Raw genomic sequence first — 14,779 nt, 5'->3', positions numbered from 1 at the left:
GCGGGGTGGAGCAGCCTGGTAGCTCGTCGGGCTCATAACCCGAAGGTCGTCGGTTCAAATCCGGCCCCCGCAACCAACACTTCTGAAAACAATAAACACCCTCAAGGGTGTTTTTTTGTATCTGTCGTTTGTGAATTTGCCGGGCGTTTACCCGGCTGAAAGCATTATCCGCGTCGCGCCAGCGTCGCCCCGTCAGAGAAATACGCCCGTATCCCCGCCAGAATCGACTCCGCAACCTCCTGCTGGAATTTTGCCGTCTTGAGCTTACGCTCCTCTTCGACGTTACTGATAAACGCGGTTTCGACCAGGATGGACGGGATATCCGGTGCCTTGAGTACCGCAAACCCGGCCTGTTCAACGCTGTTTTTATGCAGCTTATTGATGTTGCCCAGCTTGCCCAGCACCGCTTTACCAAACTTCAGGCTGTCGTTAATGGTCAGCGACTGCACCATATCGAACATAGTATGGTCGACGTAGCGGTCGCCGCTTTTGCTCACGCCACCAATCAGGTCAGAGGCGTTCTGGCTGTCAGCCAGGAATCTTGCTGCGGTACTGGTCGCGCCTTTGGTTGAGAGCGCGAACACCGACGAGCCGCTTGGCTGGCGGCTGGTAAAGGCATCCGCATGGATCGACACGAACAAATCGGCGCGCTGCTTCTGCGCTTTCGCCACCCGGACCTTCAGCGGGATAAAGATATCTTCATTGCGCGTCATATAGGCGCGCATATTGCCTTCTTTATCAATCAACGCCTTCAGGCGGCGGGCAATTTGCAGCACCACGTCTTTTTCACGCGTGCGGTATTTACCCACCGCGCCGGAGTCTTCGCCGCCGTGGCCGGGATCGAGCATGATCACAATCGGACGATCGCGCCCTGCTTTTCCGGGCTGCGGACCGCTTTGCGCAGGCGGCACCTGACGCTGAAGATCGCCCTTGTTGTAGTCTTCCAGCAGAGCGAGAAGCGGATCCTGGATATCCGTTGCGTTGGCCGGGTAGAGATCCATCACCAGGCGCTCTTTAAACGTCGCGACGGGCGCCAGGGCGAACAGCTGCGGCTTAACGTTCTGTTTAAGCTCAAACACCATGCGCACGGTTTGCGGATCAAACTGCCCGACGCGCGCCGATTTAATAAACGGATCGTCGCCGCGGATCTGCGCCGCCATCCCTTTCAGCACGGAGTTGAGGTTAACGCCTTCGAGATCCACCACCACGCGTTCCGGGTTGCTGAGGGCAAATTGCTTATATTTCAGCACGCGATTGGATTCGACCGTCACGCGCGTATAGGTCGACGACGGCCATACGCGCACCGCCACCACCTGACTCGTGGCGGCAAGACCGACCTGACTGACGCTAAGCAACCACATTGCCCCGGCCCCTTTTAACAAACGGCGGCGGCTTATTGCTGAATTGGATCCCGACATGCTTCTCCCGAGCAAGAACACTGACTGATATACAAAATGTCCAAATTGACCGAAAACTTTAACGAATGACGCATAAACTGTCATCTATAAAAGGGTAAACAATCATACGCTAACGCACGGATTACTTACCAATTTCTGTGGGTCGCGGAAAATTTGCGCTTGCACACGCGGCCACAATCGAATAAAAATACAGAAATTACGAATAAACATTCATTAAGGGTTGTGCCATGGTGAAGGAACGTAGAACCGAACTGGTCCAGGGATTCCGCCATTCTGTTCCCTATATCAACGCCCATCGGGGAAAAACGTTTGTCATCATGCTTGGCGGCGAAGCCATTGAGCATGAAAATTTTTCCAGCATCGTCAATGACATTGGCCTGCTGCACAGCCTCGGGATCCGCCTGGTGGTGGTTTATGGCGCGCGTCCGCAGATCGACGCCAACCTGGCCGCTCACCACCACGAGCCGATTTACCATAAACATACCCGCGTCACCGATGCCAAAACCCTGGAGCTGGTGAAACAGGCGGCGGGTCTGCTGCAGCTGGATATTACCGCGCGTCTCTCCATGAGCCTGAACAATACGCCGCTGCAGGGCGCGCATATCAACGTCGTGAGCGGCAACTTTATCATTGCCCAGCCGCTCGGCGTGGACGATGGCGTGGATTACTGCCACAGCGGCCGTATCCGTCGTATTGATGAAGAAGCTATTCACCGCCAGCTGGACAGCGGTGCCATCGTGCTGATGGGCCCGGTCGCTGTTTCCGTGACCGGCGAAAGCTTTAACCTGACGTCCGAAGAGATCGCCACGCAGCTGGCGATCAAGCTGAAGGCGGAAAAAATGATTGGGTTCTGCTCCTCCCAGGGCGTCGTGGACGCTGAAGGAACAATCGTACCGGAACTCTTCCCGAATGAAGCCCAGGCTCGCGTGGAGGCGCTGGAAGCCGAAGGCGATTACCACTCCGGCACCGTGCGCTTCCTGCGTGGCGCCGTGAAGGCCTGCCGCAGCGGCGTGCGCCGCAGCCACCTGATCAGCTATCAGGAAGACGGGGCCCTGCTGCAGGAGCTGTTCTCCCGCGACGGTATTGGTACACAGATTGTGATGGAGAGTGCGGAGCAGATCCGCCGCGCCACCATCAATGACATCGGCGGCATTCTGGAGCTGATCCGCCCGCTGGAACAGCAGGGCATTCTGGTACGCCGGTCACGCGAACAGCTGGAGATGGAGATCGACAAATTCACCATTATTCAGCGCGATAACCTGACCATTGCCTGCGCCGCGCTCTATCCGTTCCCGGAAGAGAAGATCGGTGAAATGGCCTGCGTGGCGGTGCATCCTGATTACCGTAGCTCTTCACGCGGCGAAATGCTGCTTGAACGCGTGGCGGCACAGGCGCGCCAGATGGGACTGAGCAAACTGTTCGTCCTGACGACGCGCAGCATTCACTGGTTCCAGGAGCGCGGATTCACGCCGGTGGATATCGATTCTCTGCCGGAAACGAAGAAAGAGATGTACAACTATCAGCGTCGTTCAAAAGTGCTGATGGCTGACCTGGGATAATACAACGCTTGCCGGGTCGCGCTGCGCGTACCCGGCCTGGATATCTGGCGTTGTTCAGAGTGACTCAAATATCGCGCCCAGCCCGCTTCGGCGTTCCGTTCGGGTGGCGATCGCCTGCACCAGCACCCGCTCATCGGTATAGAGCGAAAGACGCTGACGCGCGCGCGTAATGGCGGTATAGATCAGCTCGCGGGTAACGACGGGTGAAAGCTGCGTGGGCAGGATCAGCGCCGCATGGTTAAACTCGGAGCCCTGGGATTTATGCACCGTCATCGCCCAGGCGGTTTCATGCTCGGGCAAACGGCTGGGCTGGAAGGACTTCACGCTCCCGTCCGGCATCTGGAACCAGACGCGCAGGCCCTGACCACAATCGAGCGCAATCCCGATATCCCCGTTAAACAATCCCAGCGCGCTGTCGTTGCGGGAGATCATTACCGGTCGCCCTTCATACCAGCGCGAGTGCTGGGTACGGTTAATTTTGCGTTTTTGCGCCAGCAGCTGTTCCAGCCTGTCGTTCAAACCCCGGACGCCAAAGGGGCCTTCCCTCAGCGCACAGAGCAGCTGGTATTCGCCAAACGCGGCAATGACCTGCTCCGGCGTACTTTGCTGTTGTACGCTCGTCAGAAAGTGCTGATACCCCTGCAGGGCGTCGTCCAGCATCGCCTGATACTCTTCCCCACTTTGCAGCGATTTTTTCTCAATATCCGTAAAGGTACCGTCAAATACCGCTGTGGTGGTGCGCCGGTCGCCCCGGTTCACCGCCGCCGCAAGCTGGCCGATGCCGGAGTCGCTGCCGAAACGGTAGCTTTTTTGCAGCAGACACAGGCTGTCGCGCAGCGCCCCTGCAAGCGAATGGTTTTCAGACGTGAGCGAACATCCGGTGAGACGGGCCAGCTCCTGCGCGCGTTCCGCGGTATATCCCAGGCTGGCATAGGTGCAGATATCCCCCAATACGGCTCCCGCCTCTACGGAGGCAAGCTGATCGCGATCGCCGAGGAAAATGACGCGCGCGTGCGGCGGTAGCGCATCGATCAAACGCGACATCATCGTCAGGTCAATCATCGACGCTTCATCCACGACCAGCACGTCAAGGTGCAGTGGGTTACCGGCATGATAGCGCAGACGCTGGCTACCCGGCTGTGCGCCAAGCAAACGGTGCAGCGTGCTCGCTTCATTGGGGAAAAGCGCAAGCTGCTCCCCGGTTAGCGGCAGTTTTTGCAGCGCGCCGCCTAACGACTCCGTCAGACGTGCCGCCGCTTTACCGGTGGGGGCGGCCAGGCGAATACGGCACTTTTTCTCACCCGATAGCTGAATCAGCGCGGCAAGCAGTTTTGCCACAGTAGTCGTTTTCCCGGTGCCCGGGCCACCAGAAATCACCGAGATCCGTCGCGTTAAGGCCACGGCTGCCGCCACTTTCTGCCAGTCTGTCGCGTCGTCAGAGGTAAACAGCGTATCCAGCGTTTGCCGGAGCTGCGCTTCATCGCAGGGAAGCGGGGCGTTGGTCTCGCTGAAGAAGCGCGCTACCGTCAGTTCGTTACGCCACAGCCGGTTAAGATACAAACGCTCGCCGACAAGGATCATCGGCGTCCCGGTATCGGCTCCGCTTACGGCAGGCGAGCCGAGTAATATCTCCTGCCAGTCCACTTCGTCACCCAGCAGCGCGAAACACGCCTGTAAAGCCGGAGGCATTTTCTCATCCACCGCCAGACGCGACAGCGGCAGACATACGTGCCCTTCCCCCGCGTCTTTGCTCAGAATGGCTGCGGCCAGCATGACGGCAGGCTCCTCGCCTGCCACCATCATGGCGAACTGCACATCCAGGTGACGCAGTAACCGTTGTTCAACCGCGTCCAGCAGTAGCGCCTGCATCGTCATGCCACCTCCTCCGTGCTTGCAGCAAACAGGTTATCCATTTTTTCAATCAGTTCCACAGCCGGACGCGTGCTAAAGACGCCGGAACGCGGGTCGTTAGCATCCACTCCGCGCAGGAACAGGTAAATGACGCCACCAAAATGATCTTCGTAGCGGTAATCGGCCATGCGATGGCGGAGGTAACGGTGCAGCGCAAGGGTGTAAAGCTGGTACTGCAGATCGTAGCGATGCATTTGCATTGCCGATGCCATCGCGTCCTGGGTGTAGGCTTCGCTGCTTTCACCCAGCCAGTTCGATTTGTAATCCAGCAGGTAGTAGCGCCCTTCGTGGCGGAAAACCAGGTCGATAAAGCCTTTGAGCATCCCCTGCACCTGGCGGAAGTTCAGCGGCGGGCACCCGGCGGATAACGGATCGTACTCGCGGATCAGCGCATCAAGCGCCTCGGCCCTGAGCGGGCTGGCGATGGGGAGATAAAACTCCATCTCCACCTGCTTATCTTTGGCAGTCAACTGGTTCAGGGAGATCCCCTGCGTCGTGAGCGGCGCGTGCAGTACCGCGCGGATCCAGTCGGTGAGAACCGGCTGCCACTGCGCGTCGTAGCCGCCACTCTGTAACATTTTCAGCACCCACTCTTCGGAAACCGGCTGGGTAAAATCCAGCTCTTCAAACAGGCTGTGCAAAAACGTGCCCGGCGAGGCGCCGCGCGGGAACTGGTGCGGCGTGAGCACCGGCTCAGCGGGTACGCTACCGGCTCCTGCGGCGTCCACGTCCAGTTTTGGCATCAGATCCTGCGCAATACTCTGCCCGTGCTGCTGTAAACCGGAGTAGCTGGTGACGCGCCAGTCGTCGGCAATGGTACGCACAACCTGGCGGGCATGGAGCTCTGACTCACGCAGCTCCGGCATCTGCCAGCGGCTGTTGTCGGGCTGAGACGGAATATGCAAGGCAACATGCTCCGTGCAAAGCGATTCGATGCACTGGCGCAGGCCCGCCGCGTCTTTGGGTTCGCCGTGCTGAATAAGCCGCCCCAGCGCGCTCAGATGAAAATCACTCTCCCCGGTCTTTTCGCCACGGCGACGGAACAGAGGTGCAACGCCCAGGCTGCAGTGCCAGACCGAACGGGTCAGCGCCACGTAAAGCAGGCGCAGGTCTTCCGCCAGACGCTCGGCTTCGGCCAGCTCAACGCTGGACTCCGCGTTGCTGAGATCGAGCACCGCCTCAAAAGACTCGCGATCGTGGTAAAAGGCCTGATCCTGCACGCGATAATTGGCGATAAACGGCAGCCAGACCAGCGGATATTCCAGGCCTTTCGACTTGTGAATGGTGACGATCTGCACCAGATGTTTATCACTCTCTAGTCGCATCTGCTGGCTGGACGAATTACTGTTCGGATCGGCAATCTGCTGCGCCAGCCAGCGTACCAGGGCGTGTTCGCTCTCCAGCTGCGTACCGGCTTCCTGCAGCAGTTCGCTGATATGTAAAATATCGGTCAAACGGCGCTCGCCGCCTGCTGTCGCCAGCATATTCTCCGCAATGTGGCGCTGCGCCATGAGCTCACGCACCATCGCCATGACTCCACGCTTCTGCCATTTTTCGCGGTAGCGAACAAACTCTTCTACGACAGAATCCCACGCGGCTTCGTCATTGTTCAGCGCATCAATATCCCGCGCGTTCAGCCCGAGCATCGCGCTCGCTAATGCGCTACGCAGCGTGCTTTCCCGCTCCGGAGCCAGCACGGCCTGCAGCAGCCATAGCATCTCCTGCGCTTCCAGCGTTTCAAAGACGCTATCGCGGTTCGAGAGATAGACGGAGGGAATATTCAGTAACGTCAGAGCGTCGCGGATGAGCGCGGCCTCCTGACGGCTGCGCACCAGCACCGTGATATCGGATGCCTTTACCGGGGTTGGTTTATCCCCCTTCCACAGCAGCGCTTTACCGTGCGCGCCCGCACTGAGCCAGTCGCGGATTTGTGCGGCACTGTGCTGGGCCATGGCATTTTGATAGTCGGCAACGCCGCAGCCTTCCCCGTCCAGCAGCCAGAAGTTCATGGCAGGCTGCGTCTCGCCGTTGAACTCGAAGCGCAACGAGGCATTTTTCTCGGCGAACTTTACCGGCTGAAACGGGATCTCCCGGAACATAAACGCCGTATCCATGCGGCTGAAGAGCGCGTTGACGCTTTCCACCATGCCGGGAGAGGAGCGCCAGTTAGTATCAAGCGTGTAGTGCGCGTCAACTTCGCTACGGGCTTTCATGTAGGTGAAAATATCCGCACCGCGGAAGGCGTAGATGGCCTGTTTCGGATCGCCGATTAACAACAGCGCGGTGCCGGGCTGCTGGCGCCAGATACGGCGGAAAATGCGGTATTGCTGAGGGTCGGTATCCTGAAATTCGTCAATCATCGCCACCGGGAAGCGGGTGCGGATCGCGGCGGCAAGCGCTTCGCCATTTTCACTGCACAGCGCCGCATCGAGGCGGCTCAGCATGTCGTCAAACCCCAGCTCACCCCGGCGGCGTTTCTCACGCGCGACGGCGTCGCGAATTTCCGTCATGGCGCGGGTAATCATCAGATCGTTGAGCGTTAAGGGCTCAGCCAGCAGGGTTTCAATCGCCACAAACAGAGGATGCTCAGGCACAATGCCGTCGGCTTTGGTCCGCTCAGCCAGGAAACGTTGGGAGAATTTCTCCAGCGCATCCGGGAGCTGGTAGCCTCGCGTCTCCTCCTGCGCCCAGGCGCTGATCTTGTCGATCCATTTCCCCTGATTGCCACGGTTAAACTTGCGTCGGTCAATCCCGGAATTTTCGATGATTGCGTCAATCTCGCCAACGGACTCAATCCATTTTTGCTTGATGTCGGCAATTCTCGCGATGATTTTTTCATGGCGTGAGGCCAGGGTTTCATCCGCAGGCGGCGGGGATTTGATGACCGGTGCTTCACCCTGCAGATAACGATCGATAGCGCGCAGCAGCGCCTCCGGGCCCTTCCACAGCGCATGTACCGCTTCGGCGATATCGCGCTGTAACGGGTAGCAGTGGCGACGCCAGAAATCCGCGCAGGCCTGATAGCGAAGCACGGATTCATCTTCAATGAGCTGCTGTTCAAATAGCATTCCGGATTCAAACGCATTCAGGCTCAGCATACGCTGGCAAAAACCGTGAATGGTGAAGACGGACGCTTCATCCATCTGCCGTTCAGCGAGCAATAGCCACTGGGCTGCCTGTTGCTTATCGGCAATTTCTTCCAGAAGGCTCGCGTAGAGAGGGTTATCCGTGCTCTGACGCAGACAGGCGATGCGCAGCTCGTGGATATTGCTGCGAATACGGCCCCGCAGCTCAGCGGTGGCAGCCTCGGTGAAGGTCACCACCAGCAGTTCCTCCACGCTCAAAGGACGTGGAAAAGCGGCGTTGCCGCCAAGCCCCAGCAGCAGACGCAGGTACAGCGCGGCAATGGTGAAGGTTTTTCCCGTTCCCGCTGAGGCTTCAATCAATCGTTCACCCTGCAGAGGTAAACGTAAGGGATCAAGGGACTCAGCGGTATCGGTCATTCTTTCTTACTCCAGGGCATAGATTGCTGCAGCGCGCTGACGCTCTTCCAGACTTTCCAGCCTTTCGGGTTCACGTATTCCGTTTTCCCGTTCTGGCTACCGGAAACCTGAGACAGGATAGTGATTCCCTGCGGCTTAATGACCGCCTGATGGAAGAAGTCTGCAACCTTCTGCGGCGTCAGCTGTTTTATCTCGGCCACTACTTTATCACGCGAATCAAATTTCAGATTACCGCGATCGAAATCTTTGCTCAGCTGCGAGGCTTCTTCACCCAGCGTCTGCGGCGGCTGCATCACCTGTGCGATGACGGCCTGCTGGATCTGCGCAAACTCTTCCGGCTTCATGGCGCGCAGTTTCGCTTCCACCTGCGGGAAGAAGGCCTGGTAACGCTTCCAGAGATACGCCGGCTGTTTATCGCTGCTTTGCAGCAGGAAACCCAGCCCCCACTGTCGGCCTACGTTCATGGAGAAGGCAAACACAGCGTAGCCAAGCTGCTCCTCTGTGCGTAACTGGTTGTAGAACCACGGCTGAATAATTTGCCCCAGAACGGCACTCTGCGCTGAGCTGGCGAATTCATCGTAGCCCGTTGGCACAAATACCGCGGCCAGCGCGGAATCCGTGCTGTTACCCGCCTTTTCAAAAATCACATTCTGTTTTTTCTCAACCAGCACGTCCTGGTTGCGGCACCACTCGTCGCCTTTCGAACCGAGCTGAGTGCGTACATTCTCTGCCAGGGTTTTGGCCTGATCCTCACTCATGTTGCCGACGATCAGGAACTCCGGACGCGTGTTGGTTTTCAGCGCATCACGGTAAACCAGCACGTCTTTTAAGGTGATCGAAGGCAACAGCGCGCGGCGATCCTCTCGCTGGAAATAAGGAACTTGCGACAGCATTTGCGCCGGCATAAGCGCCATATCGTAAGCTTTGCCCTTCTCCGCAGAATCCATCATCTGCGCATACCACGATTTAGCCTGTTCAAGCTGCTCTTCCGTCGGCGTATAGCTGAAATAGCCCTCCAGCAGTGCCTGGAACAGCTGAGGCAAACGCTGGGTATAGCCGTTTGCATTGAGCATCAAACCGTTGTTGGCGTTGGTGGAGAAGCTGATCCCGCCCACGGCCGCCTGGTTGCTGAGCTGATCGAGCGCAATCCCGGCGAGATAGTCATTGAGCGCGAACATCACCTGATTTTTGGCGCTGTTCATCGCTTTCGGGTTACGCAGCACCACGCTGACATCGGCCTTTGGCTCGCTTGCGAAGTAGCGGCTGGGGGTGTACACCACGCGCAGCGTCGGTTCATCAACGATGAGCGCCGGGTGCGGGTAATCTTTAGTCGTTTTGGTCAGCGAGAAGTCATCCGGAATATAGGGGTTCAGCTCCGGCAGCTTTAACGCAATCTCCCCGGCCTTCTTCTGCCAGTCGGCGAAGGTCTGCGCGCTGATTTTGTCCACCTGATAAGGAGCATCGACAAAATACGCCGTCTTGTTATGCGGTTCGTTCGGGCTGATGTACCAGATGCGGGCATTCTCCGGCGTCATCATCGCCAGGCGGGCTTTTACCGCATCGGCATCATAGCGGTCGGCAATATTGACCGCATCGAGGGTGTGTTCCACCGGCACGCGGATCATGGTATCCGCCAGCCACTCAACGTAATCCATATCGCGGGTAATGGACGGGTAACGGAAATCGAGATCCAGCACGTGGGCGAGCTCATCAAAGTAGCGCTTATCGACGCCTTTCTCACGCAGTAAAGAGAGGTAGCTGAAGATCGCCGCCACCACTTCGTCACGGTTTGCCAGGCCCTTGTCGGTCAGGGTGGCGGAGATCGCCAGCACGCCGCTATTGCCGTTCACAACCGGATCGGAGTCGGCGCGAATACCTTCCACCAGCCCCTGTTTTTGCAGCCAGTCAGAAAGCGTACCCGGGCTACGGTTACCTATCAGATAGGTCACCAGCTCATCGGTTTTACTGCGAAACTGTGCGGTGTTGTTATCGATGCGGAATTCCACGCGCAGCACTTTGCGCGGCAGCGCAGGCACGTAGTGGATCACGATGCCCTTTTGCGCATCCGTGACCACCGGTACGTCTATCTGCGGCAGGTCGATATTTTTATTCGGCACCCGGCCAAACGTTTTAGCCGCCATGCCTGCCAGTTCTGGCAACGGTTTATTGCTGTAGATGACCGCTTTCATCAGGTTGGCGGAGTAGTATTTATCGCGAAACGCGTGCAGGGCATCAAGCACCGGGCTGTTCGGTTTGTCGCTTAACGTCTCAAGGTTACCGCCGGAGAAGCGCGAACCCGGGTGCGCAGGGTTGATGGTTTCGGCGCTGACCTGGGCCATGCGCATACCGTCTCGCGTGCGGGCAAGGGTCAACTCAGCATTGACGGCATTGCGTTCACGGTCGGCATATTTTTTATCCAGCAGGGGGGCGGCGATGGAATCAGCAAGGCGATCGACCGCGCCTTCCAGCGCATCATTTTCGACTTCAAGATAAAAGGCCGTGCGGTACGGTGCCGTACTGGCATTGTGGCTGCCGCCATGCATTTTCAAAAATTCGGACAGGCTATCCGGCTGCGGGTATTTTTTTGACCCCATCAGCGTCATATGTTCCAGATAATGTGCAAGCCCAGGATGCGCGTCAGGATCTTCCAGCGATCCAATCGGCACCACTAATGCCGAGAGGGACTTCACCGCCTGCGGATCGGAAACCAGCAGCACGGTCATGCCGTTATCAAGACGAATAGCCTGATATTGACGGGTATCTTTTTCGCTTTTACGAATAGTTTCCTGAACGGGTTGCCAACCGGAGTCTGCCTGAGTGACAGGTACCCAGAGGGCGAAAAACAAAACAAACGCTTTAAACAAGGTGCTACCTCTTTATCACGGCTACATCATTAATACATTGCGTGCTGGACACGCCAACATCTCTTTATTGGGTACATCAGTCCGTGATAAGAAGTGCATCATAATTGAACACCCCATGCTGCGCAATTTTTATACAGCGCTCAGGACTGATTAAATTTAAACAACGGCAGCAGGTAGCGCTGCGCCTCTTCCGTGATGGCCTCAAAGTACTCTGGCTCAAGCGTTCGCCATAAGCGCTGATACCAGACATCTTCACCTTCGCCCCGCACCATCATGTTTCCTTCGTAGGCCTGCATAAATTTACTGCGCGCTTTCTGCAGTGACGCCTCATCCGTTAACATCGCATCATTCTGTGCGTCATAACAGGCTTTTATCCAGGCCCCGCCACTTTCCGGCAACAGCAGGAGCGGTTTGTTCATTCCCTGACGGTAGCCCTCAATGTACAAAGACAGATACCGTAACGCCTGCTCAGACTCCATCGGCGGGAAGCGCCATTCGCCCTCTTTGCGCACGAAAATCCGACTTTCACCTTTATGACCATCCGCACTGTAGACAAGATGTTCCAGCCAGAGTTGCAAACCCTGTGAAACGCTCAGCATAGAAGGCCGCCAGCGCAGCAGCCCGTCCGGCTGAACCTGGGTTAACCAGCCCGTAAGCTGTACACCATTGCAGTTGAGATCGATTTCAATGCTTTTCCCTGGCTGTCGGCACGCTCTTACGCGCTCTGCCAGGGCGGTCATCTCCTGACACTGCGCCTCCCAGACAATTTCCCCGAATGCCCCATAGGGCAGCTGCCCTGCAGCACGGTAGCGGCGATAAAGTTTGTCCGCATCTTCCTCGTCAACCAGCGCATTCAATAGCTGCAGGTTTAACTGGTAGCGCTCCAGCCCTTCCAGCGTAAAAGGCTCTGCATCAGGAATTTCACTCTCTTCAGAACGGAAGTTGACCTGCAATCGCTGCTGGAAGAAGGCGCGCACCGGATGCGCCCAAAACCGCTGAAGCTGTTCGAAGGTCAGGGTGTCGACAGGGCGCGGGTCAAGCTCCTGAATGAAATCGGTATGCGCACTCCCCTCCTTTTTCGCCGCCGGTAGCCACTCCTGGGCATAGCTCTGGCGCTCGCTGGGCGTGTAGTTCACCGGGTCAAACGGCATGCGGCTGTGGAAACAGGTGATATGGGCTTTCACCCTCTTCTCGCTTTCATCGCAGTTGCGCTCATCATCCCCCGTCAGATAGTGACTCTGGCCGATATAGTCCACCAGCTCCTGCACCAGAACGGAGGGAAAACGCTCGCTGTTGTCCTGAATGGAACGGCCGATATAGCTGATATAGAGCTTACTCTGGGCGGAAATGAGCGCCTCAAGGAAGAGGTAGCGGTCATCATCGCGGCGGCTACGGTCTCCCCGCTTTGGATTTGCGCTCATCAAATCGAACCCCAGCGGCGCCAGCGCGCGCGGATAAACGCCGTCGTTCATGCCAAGCAGACAGACCACTTTAAACGGGATAGAACGCATTGGCATCAGGGTGCAGATATTGATGGGGCCTGCCAGGAAACGCTGGCTGATTCGCTCCTGGTCAAGCCGCTGCGTTAGCTCATCCCTCAACAGCGACAGTGGGATTGCCTCCTGATAATGGGAATTCACGCCTTCATCGACGATCGCCTGCCACTGCGTTTCAATCAGTGCCATTGCCGCTTCGGTGTCACTGTCTGGCAGGAAGAAATCATTAAGCAATGCCCTGCAAACCGGGAGCCACGCTTCAAGCGGACGCGGCTGCATCAGCTCGTGTCGCCAGCGGTTAAGCTGCATCAGGAGTGATGCTAAATGCCCCACCAGTTCAGCAATTAACCCGCTGGACTCATCGTAAGGCAGCACCTCATTCCACTCGCCCTGGCTGCTCTCCATGGCGTAGCCCAGCAGCATACGCGTCAGGCCAAAACGCCACGTGTGCTGCCCGGTTGGAGGAAGTTCGAACTCCTGAACGTTATCGTCATCGATCCCCCAGCGTACGCCAGATTCATTCACCCACTGGCGAAGGTAGCGCAGCCCCTCTTCATTGATGTTGAAGCGTGCAGCCAGCACGGGAACATCCAGTAACGCCAGGACATCTTCGGAGATAAAGCGGCTATCCGGCAGTGAAAGCAGAGTGATAAAGGCCTGCAGTGCCGGATGCGACTGACGGGCACGACGGTCAGAGATAGCGTAAGGCAGATATCGCTCGCCCGTCGCACTGCCAAAAACGGCCTGGATGAAGGGACTGTAGCTGTCGATATCCGCCACCATCACCACAATATCGCGTGGCGTCAGTTCGGGATCGTCCTGCAGCATCGCCAGCAGCTGGTCGTGAAGCACTTCGACCTCACGCTGAGGGCTATGGCAAACATGGATCGTGACGCTGCGATCGTCAGCATCCAGCTTGCGCTTGCTGTCGCTGCGTTCGAATTCTTTCGCCGTCACGCCCATCACGGCACGGTTTTCCAGATCGAGGATATCCAGCTGAATATGATGCAGCAGGCTATCCGGGGCAATATCGACAAAGGCATCTACGTCGCCTTCACCTGATGAGGTGATGTCTGAAAGCATGTGAATGTAGTCACGCCCCAGCTTCCCCCACGAGGCAAGCAGTGGATTGGGCAGGTTCTGGATACCGTCTTCATCAAAAAGCTGCCCGGCAGTCGAGCCGTCTTTAAACAGCGGGACGGAACGTTCTTCAAAAAGGCGCTTTCGTTGGCGAGTCACCAGCCGCGCAAGCCAACGTTCGTCGAGGATATCCCCCCAATACTGTCGGCAAGGGTTGGTGAACAAAATATGAATATCAATATGTTTACCCAGCGCGTTCAACGCCTTCAGATAAACAGGCGGTAATGCGGATATCCCGCAGATAAAAACGCGTGACGGCAGTCGGGCCGGGCGCTCCGACGCATTCTCGAGTATGGAGATAAACCGATCGTACAGGTTGGCACGGTGCCACTGAGGCTGCCCAAGTTTCTCCGTATGCTCTACCAGTGCTTTCCACAGCGGTGCCTGCCATATTTGCGCCTCCGGTAGCCCTTCAACCAACTCGCCCGCTTCCCAACGAATTAACCAGTCAGAACGGTAAACAAGGTATTGGTCGTAGAGATCGGCGGTGCGCGACGCCAGCTGGAACAGCTTGCGCTTATCGGTATCGTCATTGAGGTAGTGGCGCAGCATGGCGAATTCATCGTGCTGCAGCATTTCCGGCAGCAGCGCCATGAGCTTCCAGCTCATGCCTTGCTTGTTGAAGGCGCTCTGCTCCGGGATGTCCGGCAACACGCGCACAAACATCTCCCAGATAAAGCTCGCGGGCAGCGGGAAATCAATATTTGCGGCTATGCCAAATTTACGGGAAAGCGACATTTGCAGCCACTGTGCCATACCGGTGCTCTGCACCAGCACCATTTCAGGCTCAAAAGGATCGTCAAGCCGCTCGCGCTCAACGATAAATTCCATCAGCGCTTCCAGCACATCCAGACGATTTGAGTGGTAGACCCTTAACATAGACGCTCC

Annotated in this window: 6 protein-coding genes; 1 reads left to right on the top strand and 5 read right to left on the bottom strand. The window is 57.2% G+C overall.

Features of this window, described 5'->3' with window-relative positions:
- Positions 1-164: 164 nt before the first annotated feature.
- The gene (gene amiC, locus QMN93_RS22045; protein ID WP_029740496.1) at positions 165-1,418 is read right to left on the bottom strand and encodes an N-acetylmuramoyl-L-alanine amidase AmiC; all 1,254 of its coding nucleotides are present in this window, start codon (positions 1,416-1,418) and stop codon (positions 165-167) included.
- A gap of 227 nt (positions 1,419-1,645) precedes the next feature.
- On the opposite strand from amiC, the gene argA reads away from it, so the two are divergent.
- Positions 1,646-2,977 (top strand): amino-acid N-acetyltransferase, encoded by a 1,332-nt coding sequence (argA, locus tag QMN93_RS22040; protein WP_023309037.1) that lies wholly within the window; start codon positions 1,646-1,648, stop codon positions 2,975-2,977.
- A 54-nt stretch (positions 2,978-3,031) separates the two neighbouring features.
- On the opposite strand, the gene recD is transcribed toward argA, so the two are convergent.
- From recD to recC, 4 genes are all read right to left on the bottom strand, one after another.
- On the bottom strand, positions 3,032-4,852 hold the full coding sequence (gene recD / locus QMN93_RS22035) for an exodeoxyribonuclease V subunit alpha (RefSeq protein ID WP_182382642.1): 1,821 nt from the start codon (positions 4,850-4,852) through the stop codon (positions 3,032-3,034).
- A complete protein-coding gene (recB, locus tag QMN93_RS22030) occupies positions 4,849-8,391 on the bottom strand; it encodes an exodeoxyribonuclease V subunit beta (RefSeq protein WP_182382643.1) in 3,543 nt (1,180 codons plus the stop codon). The genes recD and recB overlap by 4 nt, the downstream gene beginning before the upstream one ends.
- Positions 8,388-11,255 carry a pitrilysin gene (gene ptrA, locus QMN93_RS22025; RefSeq protein ID WP_182382644.1) on the bottom strand — a complete coding sequence of 956 codons (2,868 nt, stop codon included), beginning with the start codon at positions 11,253-11,255 and terminating at the stop codon, positions 8,388-8,390. Before ptrA ends, recB begins: the two co-directional genes overlap by 4 nt.
- 140 nt (positions 11,256-11,395) lie before the next feature.
- A complete protein-coding gene (gene recC, locus QMN93_RS22020) occupies positions 11,396-14,770 on the bottom strand; it encodes an exodeoxyribonuclease V subunit gamma (RefSeq protein ID WP_182382645.1) in 3,375 nt (1,124 codons plus the stop codon).
- Positions 14,771-14,779: the final 9 nt, after the last annotated feature.

It is taken from the genome of Enterobacter sp. R-1.6.2, from assembly GCF_035064085.1.
Taxonomy (GTDB): Bacteria; Pseudomonadota; Gammaproteobacteria; order Enterobacterales; family Enterobacteriaceae; genus Enterobacter; species Enterobacter asburiae_B.
The sequence above is the reverse complement of the archived record's forward strand: the minus strand, read 5'-3'. Positions and strand labels throughout refer to the sequence as shown.